Annotated in this window: 22 protein-coding genes; 12 read left to right on the forward strand and 10 right to left on the reverse strand. The window is 70.6% G+C overall.

Annotated features, from left to right (window positions below; translation table 11 throughout):
* Nucleotides 1-48: 48 nt before the first annotated feature.
* Nucleotides 49-813 carry a hypothetical protein gene (locus ACFWBT_RS10920; RefSeq protein ID WP_385698136.1) on the reverse strand — a complete coding sequence of 255 codons (765 nt, stop codon included), beginning with the start codon at nucleotides 811-813 and terminating at the stop codon, nucleotides 49-51.
* Nucleotides 814-1,010: 197 nt separating this feature from the next.
* The gene (locus ACFWBT_RS10925) at nucleotides 1,011-1,151 is read right to left on the reverse strand and encodes a hypothetical protein (RefSeq protein ID WP_385698138.1); all 141 of its coding nucleotides are present in this window, start codon (nucleotides 1,149-1,151) and stop codon (nucleotides 1,011-1,013) included.
* A 233-nt stretch (nucleotides 1,152-1,384) separates the two neighbouring features.
* Between ACFWBT_RS10925 and ACFWBT_RS10930 the strand changes: the two genes are divergently transcribed.
* Nucleotides 1,385-1,744 (forward strand): hypothetical protein, encoded by a 360-nt coding sequence (locus ACFWBT_RS10930; protein WP_385698139.1) that lies wholly within the window; start codon nucleotides 1,385-1,387, stop codon nucleotides 1,742-1,744.
* Between the two features lie 150 nt (nucleotides 1,745-1,894).
* Nucleotides 1,895-4,183, forward strand: coding sequence for a tetratricopeptide repeat protein (locus ACFWBT_RS10935; protein WP_385698224.1), 2,289 nt, complete (start codon nucleotides 1,895-1,897; stop codon nucleotides 4,181-4,183).
* Between the two features lie 271 nt (nucleotides 4,184-4,454).
* Here ACFWBT_RS10935 and ACFWBT_RS10940 read toward each other — a convergent pair whose 3' ends face one another.
* Nucleotides 4,455-5,021: a hypothetical protein gene (locus ACFWBT_RS10940; protein WP_385698141.1), complete on the reverse strand. Its 567-nt coding sequence runs from the start codon at nucleotides 5,019-5,021 to the stop codon at nucleotides 4,455-4,457.
* Between the two features lie 15 nt (nucleotides 5,022-5,036).
* Entirely contained in the window at nucleotides 5,037-6,014 is a 978-nt protein-coding gene (locus ACFWBT_RS10945) for a hypothetical protein (protein ID WP_385698143.1), read from the reverse strand.
* Nucleotides 6,015-6,655: 641 nt separating this feature from the next.
* On the opposite strand from ACFWBT_RS10945, the gene ACFWBT_RS10950 reads away from it, so the two are divergent.
* On the forward strand, nucleotides 6,656-7,687 hold the full coding sequence (locus ACFWBT_RS10950) for a DUF6215 domain-containing protein (RefSeq protein ID WP_385698144.1): 1,032 nt from the start codon (nucleotides 6,656-6,658) through the stop codon (nucleotides 7,685-7,687).
* 132 nt (nucleotides 7,688-7,819) lie between these two features.
* On the opposite strand, the gene ACFWBT_RS10955 is transcribed toward ACFWBT_RS10950, so the two are convergent.
* Together ACFWBT_RS10955 and ACFWBT_RS10960 are read right to left on the reverse strand one after the other, a co-directional pair.
* On the reverse strand, nucleotides 7,820-8,203 hold the full coding sequence (locus ACFWBT_RS10955) for a VOC family protein (RefSeq protein ID WP_385698146.1): 384 nt from the start codon (nucleotides 8,201-8,203) through the stop codon (nucleotides 7,820-7,822).
* Nucleotides 8,204-8,208: 5 nt separating this feature from the next.
* Nucleotides 8,209-8,520, reverse strand: a complete 312-nt coding sequence (locus tag ACFWBT_RS10960; RefSeq protein ID WP_385698148.1) for a hypothetical protein — start codon at nucleotides 8,518-8,520, stop codon at nucleotides 8,209-8,211.
* A gap of 86 nt (nucleotides 8,521-8,606) precedes the next feature.
* On the opposite strand from ACFWBT_RS10960, the gene ACFWBT_RS10965 reads away from it, so the two are divergent.
* A complete protein-coding gene (locus tag ACFWBT_RS10965; protein ID WP_385698150.1) occupies nucleotides 8,607-8,807 on the forward strand; it encodes a hypothetical protein in 201 nt (66 codons plus the stop codon).
* Nucleotides 8,808-8,974: 167 nt separating this feature from the next.
* Here ACFWBT_RS10965 and ACFWBT_RS10970 read toward each other — a convergent pair whose 3' ends face one another.
* Entirely contained in the window at nucleotides 8,975-9,859 is an 885-nt protein-coding gene (locus tag ACFWBT_RS10970) for a PhzF family phenazine biosynthesis protein (RefSeq protein WP_385698152.1), read from the reverse strand.
* A gap of 444 nt (nucleotides 9,860-10,303) precedes the next feature.
* Complete coding sequence (locus ACFWBT_RS10975; RefSeq protein ID WP_385698154.1) at nucleotides 10,304-11,449, reverse strand: Ku protein; 1,146 nt, start codon at nucleotides 11,447-11,449, stop codon at nucleotides 10,304-10,306.
* A gap of 53 nt (nucleotides 11,450-11,502) precedes the next feature.
* Between ACFWBT_RS10975 and ligD the strand changes: the two genes are divergently transcribed.
* Nucleotides 11,503-12,384 (forward strand): non-homologous end-joining DNA ligase, encoded by an 882-nt coding sequence (gene ligD / locus ACFWBT_RS10980; RefSeq protein WP_385698155.1) that lies wholly within the window; start codon nucleotides 11,503-11,505, stop codon nucleotides 12,382-12,384.
* 37 nt (nucleotides 12,385-12,421) lie between these two features.
* Here the strand turns inward: ligD and ACFWBT_RS10985 are convergent, their stop codons facing one another.
* Nucleotides 12,422-13,225: a nuclease-related domain-containing protein gene (locus ACFWBT_RS10985; RefSeq protein WP_385698156.1), complete on the reverse strand. Its 804-nt coding sequence runs from the start codon at nucleotides 13,223-13,225 to the stop codon at nucleotides 12,422-12,424.
* A 99-nt stretch (nucleotides 13,226-13,324) separates the two neighbouring features.
* On the opposite strand from ACFWBT_RS10985, the gene ACFWBT_RS10990 reads away from it, so the two are divergent.
* The 7 genes from ACFWBT_RS10990 (at nucleotide 13,325) to ACFWBT_RS11020 (ending at nucleotide 20,437) form a co-directional block, all read left to right on the forward strand.
* On the forward strand, nucleotides 13,325-13,831 hold the full coding sequence (locus ACFWBT_RS10990) for a dual specificity protein phosphatase family protein (RefSeq protein WP_385698158.1): 507 nt from the start codon (nucleotides 13,325-13,327) through the stop codon (nucleotides 13,829-13,831).
* Between the two features lie 226 nt (nucleotides 13,832-14,057).
* The gene (locus ACFWBT_RS10995) at nucleotides 14,058-14,888 is read left to right on the forward strand and encodes a hypothetical protein (RefSeq protein ID WP_385698159.1); all 831 of its coding nucleotides are present in this window, start codon (nucleotides 14,058-14,060) and stop codon (nucleotides 14,886-14,888) included.
* Between the two features lie 8 nt (nucleotides 14,889-14,896).
* Complete coding sequence (locus tag ACFWBT_RS11000; protein WP_385698161.1) at nucleotides 14,897-16,180, forward strand: ATP-binding protein; 1,284 nt, start codon at nucleotides 14,897-14,899, stop codon at nucleotides 16,178-16,180.
* A 70-nt stretch (nucleotides 16,181-16,250) separates the two neighbouring features.
* Complete coding sequence (locus tag ACFWBT_RS11005) at nucleotides 16,251-16,868, forward strand: SH3 domain-containing protein (protein ID WP_385698163.1); 618 nt, start codon at nucleotides 16,251-16,253, stop codon at nucleotides 16,866-16,868.
* An 80-nt stretch (nucleotides 16,869-16,948) separates the two neighbouring features.
* Nucleotides 16,949-18,325 carry an FtsW/RodA/SpoVE family cell cycle protein gene (locus ACFWBT_RS11010; protein ID WP_385698165.1) on the forward strand — a complete coding sequence of 459 codons (1,377 nt, stop codon included), beginning with the start codon at nucleotides 16,949-16,951 and terminating at the stop codon, nucleotides 18,323-18,325.
* The gene (locus tag ACFWBT_RS11015) at nucleotides 18,322-19,791 is read left to right on the forward strand and encodes a penicillin-binding transpeptidase domain-containing protein (RefSeq protein WP_385698167.1); all 1,470 of its coding nucleotides are present in this window, start codon (nucleotides 18,322-18,324) and stop codon (nucleotides 19,789-19,791) included. The genes ACFWBT_RS11010 and ACFWBT_RS11015 overlap by 4 nt, the downstream gene beginning before the upstream one ends.
* 172 nt (nucleotides 19,792-19,963) lie before the next feature.
* A complete protein-coding gene (locus ACFWBT_RS11020; protein ID WP_385698168.1) occupies nucleotides 19,964-20,437 on the forward strand; it encodes a DUF3291 domain-containing protein in 474 nt (157 codons plus the stop codon).
* Between the two features lie 59 nt (nucleotides 20,438-20,496).
* Here the strand turns inward: ACFWBT_RS11020 and ACFWBT_RS11025 are convergent, their stop codons facing one another.
* Complete coding sequence (locus tag ACFWBT_RS11025; protein ID WP_385698169.1) at nucleotides 20,497-21,600, reverse strand: ferritin-like domain-containing protein; 1,104 nt, start codon at nucleotides 21,598-21,600, stop codon at nucleotides 20,497-20,499.
* Nucleotides 21,601-21,609: the final 9 nt, after the last annotated feature.

Below are 21,609 nucleotides of genomic sequence, written 5' to 3' on the forward strand. Positions count from 1 at the left end.
GCCGTTACCGCCGGCTCGGCCCCCACCAGCCCGCCAGCACCGCGGACATCACTTCACCACGACGTTGTCCCCGGACGACGTCGACGGCCCGGTGGTGGCGTTGCCGTAGTACACCCAGCGCCACGTACCCGTCTTGGAGGCCTTCACGGTCGTCCTGAGATCACCCGAGCCGTTCGCGTACACCTTCTTCACCGTGGTGTAGGAGGCGGTGCCGGCAGGCTTGAACTGCAGGCTCACCAGGCGGCCTCCGTAGGAGGCGTACTTCCTGGTCTCCCAGTTGGCCCGCGTGACCTTTCCGGTCACGGTGATGGTCCTGTCCTTGGACACCGGTTCGGGCGAGGCGTTGACGGTCAGGCGGGAGTTGCGCTTGACGTGGACCGTCAGCCCCTTGTCGTCGGTGTCACCACCGCCGCCCTCGAAGTACACCTCGGCCCCGACCTTCCAGGCCCCGGCCTCGCTGTTACGCATGTCCCACACGCTCGGGTCGAAGTACATCGTCTCGTTGAAGTCGCAGACGCCCGAGCTCACCTTGATGCAGTCGCTCGTCTCGACGGCGTGCCACAGCCGATCACCCGCACCACCGCGGTACAGGAACACCGCTGGCCACTTCCACTTGTGAGTGGTCGCCATCCGGAAGGAGGCGGGCGCCGCGACCTCCTTCGACACCCCGATCACAATCGGCTTGCCGCCGTTCACCTGGACACGGGTGAACGAGACCCCGCCCTCGGCCGCCCCGGCCGGCACCGCGGCCATGGCCGTGAACACCGCCGCCGCACCACCGGCCACGACGACTCTCCAGACCTGCTTCCCCACCTGATCCCCAATCTCCTTACGAAAATGCACCGAAGGCTCATCCCTCCAGCGCCCTACAGACAGCCGGCATCCACACGGGGTTGTACACCCGCGAATCACAATGGGGCATCAGACGATCTCCGCCTCCCGCGAGGCGGAGAGGCGATCCAGTACCTCAGCACCGAAGTCGCGCCGCTCCTGCGCGGTCAGTACACCGATCAAGGTAGGACCTGCCGGCCGCGGCGGCCGGAACGACCGGGATCGCGGACGGCGCCTACCTGGGTATCGCGTGCGTGGTCGCCGCCGAACCGGTCGTCCAGTTCGGCGAACATGTCCGCAGTGGTCTTGATGGCGGCCACGTCTCCGGGGCCGACACGGATTCCCTCCCGGCGCTGCCGAGGAACGGCCGGCTCGGGCGCCACCAGCCACCGGAGGGACGCAGTTCCCGGCCAAAGTCACTCCACCGGCCCCGCGGTGCCACAGTGCCCGTGGGTGGCCGGGCCGGATTCCGGCTTCTTCGGGTTGGTGCGGGCGTCGGCGTGCCAGCATGAATTGCTTGCGCGTGTGTTGGCGAGATGGCTCGGGGGCGAGTGTGCAGGCTGCGGTGCGGTGGCTGGTGGCGGTGGCGGGGTCGCTGGTGGCGTTTGGCGCCGTGGCGGTTCCATGGGCGGTGTCGTCGGAGGGGGGCGACGATCCGTGGGATGTGATCGGTCCGGTGGCCGGTGTGATCGCGGCGGGGGTTCTGGCAGCGCTGGGCTGGTGGGCGTCGCAGGCCGGCGGGTCGGGGACCCGTCGGGTTCGGCAGTCCGCGCGCGGCCGGGGCGGTGTCCGGCAGACAGGGGGCAGTGTGGGGAGCGGGGCGCCCGCTGGTGCGGTGGGTGAGGACGTGCGGCAGAAGGCCCGCAGCGACGGCGGCGGCGACATCGATCAGGTCGGCGGGAACCGCAGCTGAGTCAGGGGGCCGGTCGTGGAGCGTTCGGGGCAGCGCCGTATCTGGCAGCAGGCACGGGCGCAAGGAGATGCCATCCAGGTCGCGGGGGACATGCATGTGCATCCCCCAGCGGGCGGTCCCGGGCCCCGGGAACCGTCCGCCTGGCCGCGCGTGTTGGGAGCCATACCGCCGAGATCCTCCGGGTTCCAAGCTCGGGCAGAGGCGGCCCGGTTGCGTTCTTGGCTGGATGACGGAAGCGAGACGGGGGTGACGGGGCAAGTACTGAGCGGGCTGGGAGGGGTGGGCAAGACGCAGTTGGCGGCGGACTACGCCCGCTCAGTTCTGCACGCAAGGAAAGTCGACGTCCTGGTGTGGGTGAATGCGGCGAGCCGCGACGCGGTGTTGGTGGCCTTTGCTCAGGCGGGCGAGGTGCTGTGCCGGGCTGATGCGCGTGAGCGCGAGCGTGCCGCGGAGATGTTCCTCGGGTGGCTGGAGGCGGCTCCCGGGCACCCTCGGTGCCGCTGGCTTGTGGTGCTGGACGACGTGGTCGATCCCGGCGACCTGCACCGGCTGTGGCCACCACCCCACCCTCACGGGCGGACGCTGGTAACCACGCGGCGCCGGGACGCCGCTCTGGTCGGTGACGGTCGCCCCCGCGTCGACGTGGGCACGTTCACCTCCCAGGAAGCCACCTCGTACCTGACCAAAGCTCTGGACGTTCCCGAACGCCCCGCACAGCCTGTCGAGACTGCTGCGCTTGCCCGCGATCTGGGATTTCTGCCGCTCGCCCTGTCCCAGGCCGCTGCCTACCTCGTCGATACGGGGCAGGGCATCGCTGACTACCGGGCTCTGCTCGCAGACCGCACGCGTACCCTGGCTGACGCCGCCCCCGATCATCTGCCCGACGACCAAGAGGATGCAGTCGCGGCTGCCTGGTCCTTGTCCGTTGAACGGGCCGACTGCCTGCGCCCAGTTGGTCTCGCGCGGCCGATGCTGTGCTTGGCCAGCATGCTTGACCCCAACGGCATCCCCCAAGCCGTCTTCACCAGTACCTCGGCCTTGGACTACCTGGCGCTGACTCGAGCGCACACCCACCCCGGTGGCGTGCCTGCCCCGCATGCACCCGCTGGCGCCTCCTCAGCTCCGACGGCTCAGGACGCCGTTCTGGCCCTGCGCGCCGCGCATCGTCTCAGCCTGCTTGACCACACGCTGGACGACCACGTCAGAACCGTACGTGTACACCAGCTCGTCCAACGCGCCACCCGGGACAGTCTCCCTGCCGATGCCCGCCGTCACATGGCCCACGCGGCGGCTGACGCGTTGATGGACGCTTGGCCCGAGTCGGAACTCGACACCCGCTTCGCGCAGGCGTTGCGCGCCAACACCAGCGCCTTGGCACACCTGGCCGAAGGCGCAGATCTGTACTCCGACGGTGTTCACCACGTGCTCTACCGCGCCGGGAGAAGCCTCGGTGAGTCCGGGCAGTTCGCCGCAGCCGTTGACCACTTCCGCGCCCTGCACGAGAAGGCCGACCACTATCTCGGCGCCGACCACCCCGACACCTTGGCCGCCCGGAACAACTGTGCGTCGTGGCGTGGGGAGGCGGGGGATGCGGCGGGCGCCGCGGACGCCTTTGCGGAGCTGGTGTCCGACCGGCGGCGCGTGCAAGGCGCCGACCACCCCGACACCCTGGCCGCCCGCCACAACCTGGCTCGGTGGCGGGGAGAGGCCGGCCACATGGCCAAGGCGGCCGCCGCGCTCGCAGAGCTCGTGGAGGTTCAGTCGCGTGTGCAGGGTGCTGATCACCCCAACACATTGGCCGTCAGACACAGCCTGGCTCGCTGGCGGGGAGAGCTGGGGAATGCGGCGGGGGCCGCTGATGCTTTGACGGAATTGTTGGCGGACCAGTTGCGTGTGCAGGGTGCTGATCACCTGAATACATTGGCTGTCAGGCACAGCCTGGCTCGCTGGCGGGGAGAGCTGGGGAATGCGGCGGAAGCCGCAGACGCCTTGACGGAACTGTTGGCGGACCAGTTGCGTACTCAAAGCCCCACCCACCCGAACACGCTGGCCGTTCGGCACAGCCTGGCTCGCTGGCAGGGCGAGGCGGGGGATGCGGCGGGGGCGGCAGAGGCGTTCGCGGCGCTGGCGTCCGACCGACGGCGCGTGCAGGGCCCCGACCACCCCGACACCCTGGCCGCCCGCCACAACCTGGCCTATTGGCGGGGGGAGGCGGGGGATGCGGCGGGGGCGGCAGAGGCGTTCGCGGCCCTGGCGTCCGACCGACGGCGCGTGCAAGGCCCCGACCACCCCGACGCCCTGATGACCCAACGGGAAGTCCTGGCTTGGACGGAAAGGGCGAAGGGCGGTGGCATGCCGGAGGTCGAGGATCGGTTGCGGCTCCACGGGTGGGCGGCGCGGCTCTGGGCGAAGAGGCCGGCCCGGCCGACCCGACCGTGAGGGCTGTTCCTCTTGAATCGGGACCGGACCGGGAAAGGACCCTCGCCGCGGAATCGGGTCAGCCGACCGACGTGATGTCGGCTGCGCCGTCGGCCTCGCGGAATCCACCGGCCGGGGCAGACCGCGGGTCCCGAGTGCGGTCGGCTGAGCCATCGCCCGCCTCGCCGACGAAGAACTTCACCAGCTCAACGCCGTCCGGCCCGCGCGTCCAGTCGTCATCCCCTGACGAACCAGGCCGCCGTTGAGATCAACCATGGGCGCTCTCCCGAGGTCACGGGTGTGGCGTGGGCTGTGGGGACCGAAGCGCGGCAGGGGTGTCTCTCCACAGCGGGTGCTGCGGGTCATCGACCCACACCTGGAAGGACTCCCACCAGATCGTCACTGGCGCTTTCGGCGAATCAAGCTCGTCGGAACGGCCCAGCACGTTCACGTTGTAGATAGCGGCCCACAGGAGAACCAACGCGAAGGCGGCCATGGTGGAGACAGCGGCAAAGCCTTTGATGCGCCTGGCCAGAGCTCGCCCGGATGCCGTTGTCCAGTCCGTGACGTTCTCCACCCATTCACCGTACAGACGCAACGCCAGAGGAATACCCGATCCCTGGTCGATGAGCCGCATCGTGTACGCATACTCCGGGGCGAGCAACACGGTCCCGATGAGCCACGCGAGCTTCGGGCTTGTCCAGGCGACGATTTCTCCCAGCGGGGACACAACCCATCGCGCAGTGAGCCGAATCAGTACGACCCAGGCGATGATCAGTAGCGGCATGCGAATCGGATAGACGAACCACGAGAAGGCGTCCTGCCACACCTCCCACAGGTCCTTGAAGGGTTCGATCACTGGCGGCCGATCCCTCTATTCGTCCACGCGGTGTGCACGCTTTCCCTGGCCGCCCTCGTCGGGATCCGCGCTCTCGTTTGCATCGTCGAGGTCTTCGCCGCGGTTGTTGCGCCGGGCCCGACGGGCCCGAGGCTCCGGTCGCACCCGGTCGAGCTGGAGGGGGTCACCGGCGGGACGCGGCAGGGGTAGTTCGTGAGCCCCGCCCGGCAGAGACACGCCCAGTTGGGCCAGCAACTCGTGGACAGCCTGCGCCCGCTCGTGCTCCTCGCTGCCTTCCAGCGCATGCATAGCCTTGGCGACCTCCAATTGGGCGAGCAGCGCGAAACGCTTGTCATCGCGCATGTTGCGGTAGATCTCCAGGGCAACCTCTGGATTCTGGCTCATCACATGGGCGGTGATCCCGGTGTCGCCCTCCTCCAGGACCTCGGTGGCTTGGCTGCGCCGCATCTGCCCCAGCGCTCCGGCACGGAGAATCTCGGTGGCTCCAGGATCGGGACGCAGATCAAAGCTGATGTCCACGACCTCCAGCAGACCATCACCACTCTCACCGGTGAACTGCTCGCGCTCGAGGCGCTCCTCCAGCTCCCTCACGGCGTCGTACGCGCAGTCCTTCGCAGCGGTGCTGAGGCGAGGCACAATCAGGCGCCTGAGCAGCCGCTGCACATCGAATCGGCCCCGCTCCACCGCCAGTTTGGCATCGGCAATGCGCCAGTCGACATCGATGGTGCCGTGAAAGCGCAAGCCCTTGTCGGCGCTGTCGAGTTCAACAGCGAAAGACATGCTCTCCACCGCGACGTTGACAACCCAGTACTCGCTCGTGGGCCGGAACCACCGCTGTCCCGATGTAGGCAACTCCCCTTTGGGCAGACAGTGGAGCGCGGTGCCGAGGAGGACCACCACACACTCGCCCGCCCCGGGGCGGGCTGCTCCGGTGATGAAACGGGGGCGGTCCACGGGAAATGGGCCGCGTACGGGTCCGTTCGGGACGGCCACGTCAACTCCTCAGTCGGTGTTGTCCTTCAGCGCGGCGCATGCCGGGTCCGTGACGCCAAGACCGCAAGCCGTCGTTGGCCAGGGCGCGTAGCGCGAAAGCGGACGTTCTCTGGGCCGGACCTCTCCCACACTTGCACGTTGCTCTCGTCCTGACAGTTGCGTGTTCCGATTCGGATTCCGGCTGCCGATCGATCACGGTAGCGCCGAGTTCGTGACCACCACTCGTAGCTTTCGCGGACTCCCATTCCTGTCCCGGATCTGCTCCCATCGTGACCAGTTTCATCCGTGCCACGCCCCCTCTTGCGTGGCGGATGAGGGCGCTCGTTCCCTCGGCGGCGGGTAGCGAGCCGGCTGACGGCTCCGCTACTGCACAACCCACGCCTCCATGGTTCATGCCGTGCGTGGCATACCCCTACAAGGGCCGCAATAGCCCGGGGCGTAGATGGTGTTCCGCTGGGTGGTGTAGTCGGTCGGAGTGCCCGGAACGCCATGGACCGATTCCCGCGGTCGGTGCCGGACCTCACCCGGCGCCCGTTCACCCTGCGCCACACGGACAACTCTTGCTTCGGCAGGCCCTGCACGTGCCCGGAACTGTGGCTTCCGTCATGGCGAATGTGATCTTGTCCTGATGAGATCGCCGGATGCTCGGTTTCCTCCTCCGTCTCCTGCCCTTCTGGGTCCGCGAACCCCTGCTCATCGCGGTCGGGTCGGTTCTCGGCGTACGCATCATGTATCTCGCCTTCCGCGATCACGATCGGGTCGCGGCCGGTCTCGGCGTGGTGTTCATCGTGTTCACCGCAATACGCGTCTACGTGGTGATCCGGGCCCTGCGCGCACGCCGGAACCCGAGTCCGGCAGCCTCCGCGGACGGGGCGGCAGTCGACGCTGCCGCCCACACTCAAGCCCAAGCCCAAGCCCAGGCCCAGGCCCAGGCCGGAACCGGGCCGCGGCCCGGCCCGAAGACTCCGGAGAAGGAGCACAACGCATGGAGCCAGGCCGTCGCGGCCGTGGCCGTGTTCGGGGCAATCGCGGCCGTGCTGTGGCTGTCCCCACGCTTCGTGCCGTCCGACGACAACGCCGCGCAGCCCGCCTCGTGTTCGGGCGGGGCGCACGAGAAGCTTCCGAAGGCCTACAAGGACACACCCCGGCCTGTGACCGGTGAAGAGCTGTGCGAAGCGCTCAACCGGCCGGATCTGGCCGAGCTCCTTGGAACGCCCGGAGAGACCGCGACCTCTGTCTCCAGCACCAACAACACCGCTCTTCTGACTGCTGGGAGGGTCGCCCAGCCGGAGGCCGAGGTCACGTTCGACACGTACACCGTGAACGTCTCGGCCACTTACAACGAGCTGACGACCGACCAGTACGTGAACCTCATGAAGTTCGGGGACGAGCAGGACATCAAGACGCTTACGCTTCTCGGCCGGCCCGCGGTCCTCTTCTCGGATCACACCATGAAGATCGAGATCAATCTCGGGAGTGGTGGCGGATCCGGCGGACCGGTCGAACAAGGCCCGCTGGCCAGGACGCTGTCCATGGCCCTGGACCGTGATGACCGAGGCGGCTACTGCGACATCACCGTGTGGAGCAAGTCCGGAGCCCTCCCGAACGACAGCGCTCTCCTCGACGTCGCCGAGAAGGTCCTTGCGAGGATCCCCGAACGACCTGTCCGCTGAGACGCCGAGAACAAGCGCGAGTTCGGGTGCCGACAGTGACGGGCGAGCCCCGGCCACCTCGCTCGAAGGTCGGTGGTCTGCCACCTCGCTCGAAGGTCGGTGGTCTGGTGGCTCGGTGGCGGGGCGTGTGGGTCAGAGCGGCTGGAGCCGGGTGTGCAGGAGGCAGAACTCGTTGCCTTCCGGGTCGGACAGGACGTGCCAGCTCTCGGTTCCGGTCTGGCCGACGTCGGCCGGCCTGGCACCGAGGGAGAGCAGCCGTTCCAGCTCGGCGTCCTGGTCGCGGTCGGTGGCGTTGACGTCGATGTGCAGTCGGAGTTTCCCGGTCCGCGGGGCGTTGCTGGGGCTGAGGATGAGGGTGGGCTGCAGGCCCCCGAAGCCGACGTCGGGCGGCCCGATCTCGATGCTTCCGTCGTCCTCCCGGCCGAGTTCGACGTAGCCGAGGACCTCGCTCCAGAACGCGGCCAGCCGGTCGGGGTCGGCGGCGTCGATGACCAACTCGCTGATGCGGCATGCCATGCCCGTCAGTGTACGGAGGCGACCCGGCCGAGGACGTTCCGCCGCGAGCGCGCAGCGTTCGCGTCGCCCTCCAGCACGCGGCCCACGATCGGTTCCCTGGGGCTGCTCCCAGGAGGAGTGCCGGAGTACCTCGTGGAGGCGCCGGCTGTCTCGCCGTAGCCCATGGGCGACAGGCGACGGACGGCTTCAGGAGCCGTCCGAAGCGCCCTCGATGCCCGCTCGCGCAAGGTGCTCATCTCCTGGACGAAGGTGTCCGCGAGGTCGGCGAGTGCCGCCCGCTGCGGGCCGTACGAGCAGGCATTCTCAGGCCCGTGCAACCGCGGGACCCGGCGCCCCCTCCTACTGAGAAGATCGAGTCGCGCCTACGGAGAAGATCGAGGCGCGAACCATCAGGGGGAGATCCATGACCGTCATCGTGCTGCTCGGAGTTCTGCTGCTCGTCGTCGCGGGATGCGTGTGCGTGTACCGGGATGCCAGGGGTGGTGCCCCCCGATGGGTCCACGTCGTGGCGGTCGTGACGATCGCGGCCGGCGAGGTGCTGAGCAGTTCCAGCAAGCGCGGTCGCAGCAGCGGTGGTGGTGGCGGTGGTGGCGATGACGACTGAGCTCCGCCCGAGTGGCGCCCGAGGGCTTCTGAATCTGCGGGCGGCTGCCTCCTGGACCCGCTTCGCCCTCGCGGGCCGGGCGATCCGTACCCGTCGGTCAGTCGGTCTGCCGATCTGCCGCCCGCCGGTCGATCCGCCGCCCTTCGGTCCGGCCCCCAACCGCGTGGCTAGGCTTCGGACACCGTCCGCTCCTGGTCGACCCGCGCCGTTCCTCCCAGTCGGATCCGCTGCCCCTGGTGGCCGGAGGAGTATGCCGTCGCGCTGATCGTGGCGGGGTTGCCGAGTGCGTCGCCCATGTCGATGGTGAGCTCGGCTGTGCCCTGTCCGGCCAGGTGTGCGGCGAGGCAGGCGCCGCTGTTGGCGTTGGCGATGTCCTCCGGGACGCCGATCGACGGTGCGAACATACGGGCCGCCAGGGAGCCGGAGGGCGACGGCGGGGAGTAGGCGTACGCGCCCAGCAGGCCGAAGCGGTCGCAGGCGTCGCGGAGCCGGTCGAGGTCAGGGGTCAGTGCGGCGAGGGCCGCGCGGTCGGGAACGGGCACCAGGAGCCGTTCCCTCCCCAACGCGGCGACGCGCACGTCGGAGCCGGACTCGTCCGGCACCAGACCCAGGGCGGACAAGGCCAGGGTGCGTTCGGTCTCGGTCGGTTCGCGCAGGCCGACGGGGCCGGGGTCGAAGGCGGCGGCGAAGTGGACGCCACGCGGTTCGGACCAGCCGTCGAAGACGCGCGTCGATGTCCGCACGGTGGCCCGGCGGGGTGCTGGGGCGCCGTTGCGCGACGCGAGGTACGCCAGTGCGGCGACCGTGCCGTGGCCGCAGGCCGGCAACTCCCCCTCCGCGGTGAAGAATCGCAGGTCCACGATCGGTTCGCGGGTCTCGCCGGGGTGCACGCGGACGAAGACGGCGTGCGACGTACCCGATTCCACCGGCACCCGGCGCCGCTCCGCGTCACGCAGGCTCAGCGGCGCCTCCTCCAGCACCACCGCCGTGGGGCTGCCGCCCGAGCCGTCACGCAGGCAGGCACGGACGAGGGTCACGGACGGCCCTGTCACAGTTCGCCCTCCAGCCTGGCGTGCCCGGTCGTCCTTGAGCATGGCGTGGCCCGGTCGTCCTCCAGCGTGACCTTGCCCGGTCGACCTCCATCACGGCGTGCCCCAGTCGCCCTCCACCACGGCGTGACCCTCCGGTCGATCTCCGGTATGGCGCGGCCCGTTCGCCCTCCAGCATGGCGTGGCCCGGTCGCCCCGCACAACGCGGCGTGGCCCGTCTTCGCGCCCCTCTCCGCAGTGGGCACCCTCAGGGCACGGAAAGAGGCGGCCTCAAGGGCCTGTGCCGGCGGAAGACACCGAGCCCCATCCCGAACGCCTGAGCGCCGGAGTCCGGCACCGGGCGTCGAACACCGGAGTCCGACACCGGGCGCCTGAGCGCCGGAGTCCGGCGCCGGGCGTGAGGCACCACAGTCCGGCGACGAGCCCCGGACGTCCGGCGCCAGGGCGTTACGCGGACGCCCGCTTACGCGGTGCCGTCTTCTTCGTGGTCGTCTTCTTGGCGGCGGCCTTCTTGGCCGACGTCCGGGAGCCGGCCGTGCCGCCGGTCGACTTCGCGGTGGCACCGTCGGCCGTCTTGGCGGTCGTCTTGGCGGTCTTCTTCGCTGTCGACTTCTTCGCCGTCGACTTCTTGGCCGCGGCCTTCTTGGCCGCCGCCTTCTTCGCCGTGGACGTCGACTTCTTGCCGCCGACCTCCTTGGGCGCCGTACGGGCCGGTCCGCCGGCGGCGGACTTGCGGGACGGCAGGTGGGTGACCTCGGCGTCGTCGCCGGTCCCGGTGGTCTCCTCGGCCTCGTCGGTCTCCTCGCCCCGCGATTCCTTGGCCGCGCGCACGCTCTTCTCCAGGGCGGCCATCAGGTCCAGCACCTTGCCGCCGGACTTCTCCCCGGAGGGGGTGGCGGGTGCCTCGTGGCCCTCGGCCTTGGCGGTGACGAGTTCCTCGACGGCCTCGCGGTAGTCGTCGTGCAGGTCCGCGAGGTCGACCTCGCCGAGGGTGTCCATCAGGGCGTCGGCCAGGTCGAGTTCCTTGTCGCGGACGGTGACGTCGGCGTCCGGGGCGACCTCGTCGGTGGCCCGGATCTCGTCCGGCCAGAGCAGGCCGTGCATGGCGATCACGTCCCCGACGACGCGCAGCATGCCGAGCCGCTCCCGCCCGCGCAGCGCGAATTTCGCCACGGCGACCTTCTGGCTGCGCTTGAGGGCCTCGCGCAGCAGGACGTACGGCTTGGCGGCCGGGACGCCGTTCGCGGAAAGGTAGTACGCCGTGTCCATCTGGAGCGGGTCGATCCGGTCGGCCGGGACGAAGGCCACGATCTCGATCGTCCGGGCCGTCGGGATGGGGAGCGAGGCCAGATCCTCGTCCGTGATCGGGATCAGTGTGCCGTCCGCGTCCTCGTAGGCCTTGCCGATCTCCGCGGTCGAGACCTCGCTGTCCTCCAGTTCGCAGACCTTGCGGTAGCGGATGCGGCCGCCGTCGTCGAGGTGGATCTGGCGGAAGGAGATCGAGTGGCTCTCCGTGGCGTTCACGACCTTGATGGGGATGCTGACCAGGCCGAAGGAGATGGCGCCGTTCCAGATGGATCGCACGTGCAGCACCCTTCCGATCACTTTGAGCCGTTTTTGTGCCTTTTTCGTGGGATTCTCATCGTATGACGCCGATCACGGAGGTGGAGGGCAGAAGGCTCGCGCTCACCAACCTGGAGAAGGTCCTCCATCCGGCCACCGGCTTCACCAAGGGCGAGGTGCTGCACTACTACGCCACCGTGGCGGACGTACTGCTCCCCCATCTGCGTGACCGGCCGGTCTCCTTCCTCCGGTATCCCGACGGGCCGGACGGACAGGTCTTCTTCACCAAGAACGTGCCGCCCGGTACGCCCGCCTGGGTCAGAACGGCCGAGGTGCCGCGCACCGAGGGGCCCGCGCGCATGGTCCTCGTCCAGGACCTGCCCTCGCTCATGTGGGCGGCGAACCTCGTGACCGAGTTCCACACACCGCAGTGGACGATCGACACACCCGGGATCGCCGACCGGATCGTCTTCGACCTCGATCCGGGGGCGCCGGCGACGGTCGTGGAGTGCTGTGAGGTGGCGTTGTGGCTGCGCGAGCGGCTGGCCGCCGACGGGATCGAGGCGTACGCGAAGTCGTCCGGGTCGAAGGGGCTGCATCTGCTGGCCGCCGTCGCGCCGACCCCCTCCGCCGATGTCAGCGCGTACGCGAAGGAACTGGCCGTGGAGGCGGAGAAGGCGCTGCCCCGGCAGGTCGTGCACCGGATGACGCGGAGCCTGCGGCCCGGGAAGGTGTTCGTCGACTGGAGCCAGAACGCCGGGCGCAAGACGACGGCCACCCCCTACACGCTCAGGGCGCGGGCGGAGCCGACGGTCTCGGCGCCCGTGACCTGGGACGAGGTCGAGGCGTGCGGGACCCCGGACCGGCTGGTCTTCCGGGCGCCGGACATCGCTTCCCGCGTGCGGGAGTTCGGCGACCTGCTGGCCCCGCTGTTCGACCCGGAGCGCGCGAGCCCGCTGCCCTGAACGCCCCGGCGGAGCTCACGGAGCGTACGCGTCCGGCTCACACCCGCAGCCAGGTGTGCCGGTCCCGGGCCATCGCGTGCAGGGCCTCCACATCGGCCGGCTTGAGCACCCCGCCGAGCCGGGCGAGGCCCGCGAGGTCGGTGTCCCGCAGGACGCGGACCCCGCGCGGTGGTGCCGGCGCGTCGAGGCCGGCGGGGTCGGCCACGGCGAGGACGGCGTGGACCTCGGCCGTCAGGGCATGGGACGCGCGGTCGGCGCCCGCGCGGACCCGGCGGAGCAGCGGGTACGGTTCACGGCGCCCGACGGCGACCATCGGGTGGGCGACCCGGACGCGCTGCTTGCGGGCGTACAGAGCGTGGACGCAGAAGAGGCCGGCGGGGCCGATCGCCAGGTGGTGGACGCGGTCTCCGCCCGGGAGCGGGATCGAGTGCAGGGTGTGCCAGCCGCCCCCCTCCAGCCGGTCGAGGGCCGCGCCCACGGCCTGCTCGGCGGCGAGTGCGCGGCGGCGCGGGTCGGGGCGCAGCCGGTGCGCCGGGCCCGGGTCGCGGTCGAGGGCGATCAGCAGGGCCTCGCCGGGCCGGTTCGGCGCGAGATCGTCGTCCGGGTGGAGTGTCAGCCGGGCCAGCTCGGCCGGGGTGGGGACGGGGGGCGGCCCGACCGTCACCGGGCCGGTCAGGAACGGGCCCAGCGCATCGAGCACGTCCTCGCGCCGGTCCTCGCTGAGCAGGTTGACCCGGGCCGCCTCACGGTCGTACCAGGCGACGTTCCTCCCGTCGGTCAGGCACACGTACAGGCGCTCCTGTCCGTGGCGCCAGGCCGGTATGACGCGCAGTCGGTTCATGCACCATCACCCCACGACCATGGGAACAGGCGGGGTGCTCCAGGGGCAAGAACCCGGTTACCTTTGGGAGCAGTTGGGGGAGTTGGGTGGGAGGCCCCGTTGCGGACTCGCAGGAAGTATCCGGATGTTCCGTCCCCGGACAGCCCGTGGAGCGAGATCGTGCCCGGCCTGTGGATGGGCGGCCACGAGTTCGCGGGGCGTTCGGGACAGCCCGAATCCGCCGTCGTACGCGATGAGTTCGACCTGGTCCTGTCGCTGCTGCGGCTGCCGGGGCACGGGCCCGACCCGGGGGTCGAACACTATGTGTGGCCGATACCGGACGGGCCGTTGGACGGTACGCAGCTCACGGGGGTCATGCGGCTCGCGCGGGCCGCCGACGACGCGCTGGAGGACGGGCGCCGGGTGCTCGTCCGCTGCTATCACGGCTACAACCGCTCGGGGCTGGTCGTCGCGCACGCACTCGTCCTCGCGGGGCACACCACCGACGACGCGATACAGCTGATCAGGGCCCGACGCTCGCCCTGGGCACTGCACAACGAACTCTTCGTGGAGTACCTGCGGGCCGGGCTCACCACGGCTCGCCTCCTTGAGGAACTCGCGGAGTAGGAGCGCTCGGGCGCCTGGCCACGACCCGGGGGAACAAAAAGGACTTCCGTGTGAATGGTGAATAAGGTGTACGGGGCGACGGCCGGTCGTTCCGCGCCGTGCCCGATGGCCCGGCGCGGGCCCTCGTGGACGGCCACCGCGCCGACGGCAGCACTTCCTTCGCCGATCTCGTGCGGTAGCGGCGCGGCACCGCCCGCGGACGGGGCGGCCCGGACACAGGAGCGCAGTGACCCACAGCCGCCTCGCGCGCGGGACGGGCGACCCCCGGCGCGCCGTCCTCGCTGCCGCCGTCGCCGCCGTGCTGGCGGCGTCCCTGGCGGGGTGCGGCGACTCCGGCGCTCCGCGCGCCGCGGGCGCGACCTCCACCGCCGTCGGCCCGACCAGACTGTGGCCGCAGCTGCCGCCCGCCTCGACCCCCGCCATCGACTACGGCGAGGCGGACACCGAGACCGTCAAGGGCGTCACGGCTCCCGGCGACGACATCCACCAGGTCGATCCGGTGGCCGTGGTGCGCGCCGAGGTCGCCGCCCATCCGGACGACTACAGCGGGCCGCACGCGATGTACGCCCAGACGGTCCAGCAGCTCAAGGACTGCGGGGAGGGCGGCACGCGGGGCGGGAAGTGCCCGGTCCTCCAGGCGTACTACCGGGATCTCACGGGCGACGGGAAGGACGACATGGTGCTCGGCATCCGCTTCCCCGCCCACCAGTTGGCGGTACGCGTGTACGCGTTCCTGCGCCACCGGCTGGTGCAGGTCATGGGCACCTCGGACAGCGTGGTCAGCGTGGAACTCGCGGGCCGTGACGTGATCATCCGCTCGCCCTCGACCCTGCCGGGATACGAGTTCCGTACGGTCTGGTCCTGGGACCCGCACCAGAACGCGATGCTGGCGGCCCGCGACGAGATCCTGCGGGTCGGACCGCCGACGCCGCCGGGCCGACCCACGTCGGCACCGCCGACCTCCCCCTCCCTCACCCTCTCCCCCTCCGCCTCCGTCCCCGTCTCCGTCTCCGTCTCCGTCTCCCCCACGCTCTCCCCGTCCGCGAGCGGCTCATGAGGCGGTTCATGAGGCGGCCCCTGCGCCTGCCTCGGTGGACCGCCACCCTGACCTGGAAGGCGGCCGCGTTCATCGCGGTGATGTGCTGCGGACTCGCCGCCCTGCTGGGCGTCCTCGTGCATGTCTCGGTGACCGACCAGACCGTCGGCGAGGCGCGCGGCCGCGCGCTGGACCGGCTCACCGACGTCACGGCGGCCTACGAGGCGGGAGACCGGCTGCCGCCGGGCGCGGGCGTCGACCCGCCCGGGCTGCCCGCGCGGCTGCGGGAGCTGGCGGTGCACGGGAAGCGCGGTTCGATGGTCGGCGACCACGACACGCACCCCACGATGTGGGCGGCCGGGCCCGCCGACGGTGGACGCGCGCTGGCCGTCCAGTACGACTACGCCCAGGGCGCCCACACCATCGACGCGCTGGACCGGGCGATCGTGTGGTCGTCGGCGCTGGCGATCGGCGTGACGCTGCTGGTGGGGGCGTTCGCGGTGACCCGGGTGACCCGTCGGCTGCACGCGACGGCGCGGGTGGCGCGCCGGATCAGCGGAGGCGACCTGGACGCGCGCGTCAACGACCCGCGCGCCCAGGATCCGAAACGTCCGCAGGACGAGGTGGCCGCGGTCGCCGGCGCGCTCGACACGATGGCGTCGTCGTTGCAGGGCAAGCTGCTGAGCGAGCAGCGGTTCACCGCGGATGTGGCGCACGAGCTGCGCACTCCGCTGACCGGGCTGCACGCGGCTGCCGAACTGCTCCCGCCGGGGCGGCCGACCGAGCTGGTGCGCGACCGGGTGGCCGCACTGCGCACCCTCACCGAGGACCTTCTGGAGATCTCCCGTCTGGACGCCCGCAGCGAGCGTCTGGAGCTGGACTCGGAGCCGTTGGTGCCGCTGGCCGAGCGGGTGGTGCGCGCGTCGGGGTCCGACACCGCGGTCCGGGTGGTGCGGGGTGCGCGGGTCGAGACCGACCGGCGCCGGCTGGAGCGGGTGCTCGGGAATCTGGTGGCCAACGCCCACAAGCACGGCAGAGGGCCCGTGGTCCTGACCCTGGACGGCCCGGTCGTCACCGTCCGGGACCACGGGGACGGCTATCCGGACTACCTCGTGGAGCACGGGCCGCAGCGCTTCCGCACCGAGGGCGGTTCCAAGGGCCACGGCCTCGGCCTGACCATCGCGCTCGGCCAGGCGGAGGTCCTGGGCGCGCGCCTGGCGTTCGCCAACGCCCCGGACGGCGGAGCGGTGGCGACGCTGACGCTCCCTCAGAGCGGACGGGAGGAGCCCGGCGTCTCCGATGGCGGAGTGTGAACTGCGCTCTCCGGCTCCCGATCCTAATGTGGCGATAAGTCAGGTTCACCCCCTTTCCGGAGGAGCCCCCATGGCCCTGCGATCCACGTACACCCGAATCGGTATAGCGCTCGCCGCCGGCAGCCTCGTCGCCCTCGCCGCGGCCACCCCCGCCCTCGCCGACGGCGAGGGGGGCTCCGGAAGCGGTGGCATCCACGAGTGGAGCAACGGCGGCGGAGACGGCGGCACCGGCCAGACCTGGAACAACGGCGGTGGCGGCGGCGACGGCCGCGAACCGGCGACCGGTGGCGGCGGTGACGGCGGCAACGGCCAGACCTGGAACAACGGCGGTGGCGGGAACGGCCAGACCTGGAACAACGGTGGCGGCGGCAACGGCCAGACCTGGAACAACGGTGGCGGCGGCAACGGCCGCGAACCGGCGACCGGCAACAGCAACAGCCAGAACAACCCGCGCCTGTACAGGGGCAGGATCAGCGCCAGTGACGGGCTGCCCCTGCGCAGCGCCCCGACCCGCGGCAGCCAGCTGATCCGCGTCGCGCGGCACGGCGAGATCGTCTCCATCTACTGCAAGACCTCGGGCCAGAACGTCCAGGGCAACCCCCTCTGGTACCTCCTCACGGACGGCACCTGGGCCTGGGGCGCCGCCCGGTACATCGACAACATCGGCCCGGCCCCCCGCTGGTGCTGACACCCCCGAAGGCGAACCGGAACGGCCTGTCCGTCTTCACATAACGGGACATCGGGTCGCCCGCTTGCTACGTTCCGGACATGATCCAGCCCGGAATGTCCGGAACGGCCGTGGCGGCGGACCCGGCCCCTCCCGCCGAACGCCTGCCCAGGCGCCGTGGCATCGAGTTCACCCTCATCGTCGTCGCCGTCCTGCTCTGCGTGTACGGCTACTGCGCTGTCGGTCTCGCCAAGAACGGCACCCTCCCGCCCGGCGCCGCCGGTTACGGCGCCGGGCTCGGCGTGCTCGCGCTGCTCGCCCACGTCGCCGTGCGCCTCCGGGCCCCGTACGCCGACCCGCTGCTGCTGCCCATCGCCGTCCTCCTCAACGGCCTGGGCCTGGTGCTGATCTACCGGCTCGACCTGGAGACCCCGGCCGACCAGGCGGCGCCCATCCAGCTGATCTGGTCGACGCTCGGCGTCACGTTCTTCATCGTCGCGGTGCTCTTCCTGCGCGACCACCGGGTCCTCCAGCGCTACACCTACGTCTCGGTGGTCTGCGCGCTCGCCCTGCTCGTCCTGCCGATCTTCTTCCCGGCGGTGAACGGCGCCCGCATCTGGATCCGGATCGCCGGATTCTCCATCCAGCCGGGCGAGTTCGCGAAGGTGCTGCTCGCGGTGTTCTTCGCCGGCTACCTCGCCGCCAACCGCAACGCGCTCGCCTACAGCGGTCGCCAGATCTGGCGGTTCCGCCGACTCCAGCTGCCCACCGGCCGTGTCCTCGGCCCGATCGTGGCGATCTGGCTGCTGAGCGTGCTGGTCCTGGTCCTGGAACGGGATCTCGGCACGTCGCTGCTCTTCTTCGGCCTGTTCGTGATCCTGCTGTACGTCGCCACCGGCCGCACCGGCTGGATCGCGGTGGGGCTGCTGCTGGCCTGTGTCGGCGCGGTCGCCGTCGGCCGGCTGGAGCCGCATGTGCACAGCCGGGTGCAGGACTGGCTGGACCCCTTCGCGTCGATCGCCGCGGGCCAGGGTTCCAACCAACTCGCCCAGTCCCTCTTCGCGTTCGCGGCCGGCGGGACGCTCGGGACGGGCCTCGGGCTCGGCCACTCGATCCTCATCGGCTTCGCCGCCAAGTCCGACTTCATCCTGGCGACCGCAGGCGAGGAGCTCGGACTGGTCGGCCTGTCCGCGATCTTCCTCCTCTACGCCCTCCTCGTGGAGCGCGGCTACCGCGCGGGGCTCGCCCTGCGCGACCCCTTCGGCCGGCTTCTCGCGATCGGCCTCGCCTCGATCGTGGCCCTCCAGGTCTTCGTCATCGCGGGCGGCGTGACCGGCCTGATCCCGCTGACCGGCATGGCGATGCCCTTCCTCGCCCAGGGCGGCTCGTCGGTCGTCACCAACTGGATCATCGTGGCGCTGCTGATCCGGATCAGCGACTGCGCCCGCGGTCAGTACGACGGGACGCCGGCGCCATGACCAAGTACATCCGCCGGGCCATGGGCCTGTGTGCCGTCCTGCTGGTCGCCCTTCTGGTCAACGCGACCCGCGTCCAGGTCGTCCAGGCCCCGTCGCTCGACCACAACCCCGCCAACCGCCGTCAGGCGATCGCCCGTTACGGCCAGCCCCGCGGCGACATCGTCGTCGACGGCCGCGCGGTCACCGGCTCCAAGGACACCGGCGAGCAGCTCCGCTACGAACGGACCTACCGGGACGGCCCGTTGTACGCGTCCGTCACCGGCTTCGCCTCGCAGCTGTACGGGACGACGCTGCTGGAGAGCACCGAGGACGGCGTCCTGTCCGGCGCCGACCCGATGCTCGACCCGTTTCCGCTGCTGAACGACGTCACCCGGGCGCGGAACCCCGGCGGCGCGGTCGTCACCACGCTCGACGCGGCGGCGCAGCGCGCGGCCTACGAGGGGCTCGGCCCCCGGCGCGGGGCGGTCGCCGCGATCGAGCCGTCCACCGGCCGGATCCTGGCACTGGTCTCCACGCCGTCGTACGATCCCGCGGAGCTGTCCGGGACGGGGCCGGCCGCGTCGAAGGCGTGGGCGCGGCTGAACGGCGAGGACGACAAGCCGATGCTCAACCGGGCGATCCGGCAGACGTATCCGCCGGGGTCGACGTTCAAGGTGGTGACCGCCGCGGCGGCGCTGGACGCGGGCGTGGTGAGCGATGTGGACGAGCCGAGCAGGTCGCCGAACCCCTACCGGCTCCCCGGCACCACGACGAGGCTCACGAACGAGATCGAGGGCTGCGAGGACGCCTCCCTGCGGTACGCCTTCACCTGGTCCTGCAACACGGTCTTCGCGAAACTGGGCGTCGACGTCGGGCTCGACGCCATGACGAGGACGGCGGCGGACTTCGGCTTCAACGACCGCAGGCTGCGCATCCCCTTCTCGGTGGCGCCCAGCAATTTCGATATGCGGCTCGACAACGCGCAGTTGGCGCTCTCCTCCATCGGCCAGTTCGACACCCGCGCGACTCCGCTGCAGATGGCGATGATCTCGGCGGCCGTGGCCGGGGACGGCACGGTCAAGACGCCCTACCTGGTGGAGAGGACGACCACACGGGGTGGCGGAACGCTGGCCACGACCGGACCGCGGACCCTCCACCAGGCGATGAGCCCGTCGACGGCGCAGCGCATGCGCGAGCTGATGACGGACGTGGTGGAGGACGGCACGGGAACCGTCGCCGCCATCCCCGGCGCCACCGTCGGCGGAAAGACCGGCACCGCCCAGCACGGCATCGGCAACTCCGGTACCCCGTACGCCTGGTTCATCTCCTGGGCGCGGGCCGACGACTCCATGGAGCCCGCGGTGGCCGTCGCGGTCGTCGTGGAGGACGCGGCGGCGCGCCGGGGGGACATCACCGGGGGCGGGTTCGCGGGGCCGATCGCACGGGCGGTGATGGAGGCGGCGCTGGGGTCGCGACGGGGTGGGTGAAGGGGACGGCCGGGAGGCTGTTGAGGGGGTGGAAAAGGGGATGGCCAGGAGGGTGGACAAGGGAGTGGCGAGGGGATGGGTGGGGGACGGCGAGGGCGCGCGGGGAGGGGGCTTTCTCTCACTGCGTGAGACGGGGGTGTGACCGCCGCCCCGGCCGACCTAACGTTCGGTCATGACTCTATCGACAGCCTCGTACGAGCTCGCCCAGGTCAACATCGGCCGCCTCAAAGCACCTTTGGACGCACCCCTGTTGAAGGACTTCGTCGAAGCCCTCGACCCCGTGAACGCCGTCGCGGACGCGGCGGACGGATTCGTCTGGCGCCTGCAGAGCGACTCCGGCAACGCCACGGACGTTCCCGTCCTCGGCGACGAATGGCTGATCATCAACATGTCCACCTGGCGCGACGCGGACGCGCTGACGGCGTTCATGTACCAGGGGCGGCACCGTGAGCTGCTGACCCGCCGTCGTGAGTGGTTCGAGCGGCTGGAGGAGGCCATGGCCGTGCTCTGGTGGGTCCCGGCCGGCCACCGCCCGACGGTCGCGGAGGCGGAGTCGCGCCTGCTGCGTCTGCGTGAACACGGGCCCACACAGCACGCGTTCACCCTGCGGACGCCCTTCCCGCCGCTGGCGCCGGCCCTGCCCTAGGCACCCCCGGGCACGGCACCCTCGGCCGCTCCGGGGCCTCTACGGATCCCTACGGATCTCTACGGAGCCCCCTTCTCGATCATCTCCTCGACCTCCGCGACGCGTTCCCGTTCCTCCGTCGCGAACCGTTCCGCGTCCAGCTGTTCGGCGATCTCCTCGTCCTGGGCCATCAGGAGGTCCAGGTTGGAGTTGCCCATGTCGAAGACGCCCATGTCGACGTAGGCCTGCTGGAGGCGTTTGCCCCACAGGCCGATGTCCTTGACGCAGGGGACGATGCGGCTGAAGAGCAACTGGCGGAAGAGGTGCAGGAATTCGGAGTGTTCGCTGTACTCCTCGGCCTCCGCCTTCGGGATGCCGAAGTTCTCCAGGACCTCGACGCCGCGCAGCCGGTCCCGCATCAAGTAGCAGCCCTCGATGACGAATTCCTCGCGTTCCCGCAGTTCGGCGTCGGAGAGCTGCTTGTAGTAGTCGCGCAGGGCCATGCGGCCGAAGGCGACATGCCGCGCCTCGTCCTGCATCACATAGGCCAGGATCTGCTTCGGCAGCGGCTTGTCGGTGGTGTCCCTGATCATCCCGAAGGCGGCCAGGGCCAGACCCTCGATCAGGACCTGCATGCCCAGGTAGGGCATGTCCCAGCGGGAGTCGCGCAGGGTGTCGCCGAGCAGGGCCTGGAGGTTGTCGTTGATCGGGTAGAGCATGCCGATCTTCTCGTGCAGGAAGCGGGCGTAGACCTCCGCGTGCCGGGCCTCGTCCATGGTCTGGGTGGCCGAGTAGAACTTGGCGTCCAGGTCGGGGACCGATTCGACGATCCGCGCCGCGCAGACCATGGCCCCCTGTTCGCCGTGCAGGAACTGGCTGAACTGCCAGGAGGCGTAGTGCTTGCGCAGTTCGCCCTTGTCCCGGTCGGTCATCTTCGCCCAGTGCGGGGTGCCGTACAGGGTCATCGCCTCGTCGGGGGTGCCGAGCGGGTCGCGGGGGTCGACCTCCAGGCCCCAGTCGATGCGCTTCTGGCCGTCCCACTGTTTGTCCTTGCCCTTCTGGTAGAGGGCGAGCAGCCGGTCACGACCGTCGTCGTACTCCCAGCTGAAGCGTGCCGCCCCCGAGGCCGGTATCTGCCAGAGGGGATCTCCCGAGTCCGTGGCGTACAGCTCATGCGTCGGCATACTTCGCAG

This window comes from Streptomyces sp. NPDC060027, assembly GCF_042737005.1.
Taxonomy (GTDB): Bacteria; Actinomycetota; Actinomycetes; order Streptomycetales; family Streptomycetaceae; genus Streptomyces.

Bases quoted from the DNA above. Each gene is read 5' to 3' on its own strand.
- ACFWBT_RS11025 (WP_385698169.1), bottom strand. From the start codon at position 21,600: ATGCCGACGCATGAGCTGTACGCCACGGACTCGGGAGATCCCCTCTGG.
- ACFWBT_RS11015 (WP_385698167.1), top strand. From the start codon at position 18,322: ATGACCAAGTACATCCGCCGGGCCATGGGCCTGTGTGCCGTCCTGCTG.
- ACFWBT_RS11020 (WP_385698168.1), top strand. From the start codon at position 19,964: ATGACTCTATCGACAGCCTCGTACGAGCTCGCCCAGGTCAACATCGGC.
- ACFWBT_RS10985 (WP_385698156.1), bottom strand. From the start codon at position 13,225: ATGAACCGACTGCGCGTCATACCGGCCTGGCGCCACGGACAGGAGCGC.
- ACFWBT_RS10950 (WP_385698144.1), top strand. From the start codon at position 6,656: ATGCTCGGTTTCCTCCTCCGTCTCCTGCCCTTCTGGGTCCGCGAACCC.
- ACFWBT_RS11005 (WP_385698163.1), top strand. From the start codon at position 16,251: ATGGCCCTGCGATCCACGTACACCCGAATCGGTATAGCGCTCGCCGCC.
- ACFWBT_RS11000 (WP_385698161.1), top strand. From the start codon at position 14,897: ATGAGGCGGCCCCTGCGCCTGCCTCGGTGGACCGCCACCCTGACCTGG.
- ACFWBT_RS10955 (WP_385698146.1), bottom strand. From the start codon at position 8,203: ATGGCATGCCGCATCAGCGAGTTGGTCATCGACGCCGCCGACCCCGAC.
- ACFWBT_RS11010 (WP_385698165.1), top strand. From the start codon at position 16,949: ATGATCCAGCCCGGAATGTCCGGAACGGCCGTGGCGGCGGACCCGGCC.
- ACFWBT_RS10965 (WP_385698150.1), top strand. From the start codon at position 8,607: ATGACCGTCATCGTGCTGCTCGGAGTTCTGCTGCTCGTCGTCGCGGGA.
- ligD (WP_385698155.1), top strand. From the start codon at position 11,503: ATGACGCCGATCACGGAGGTGGAGGGCAGAAGGCTCGCGCTCACCAAC.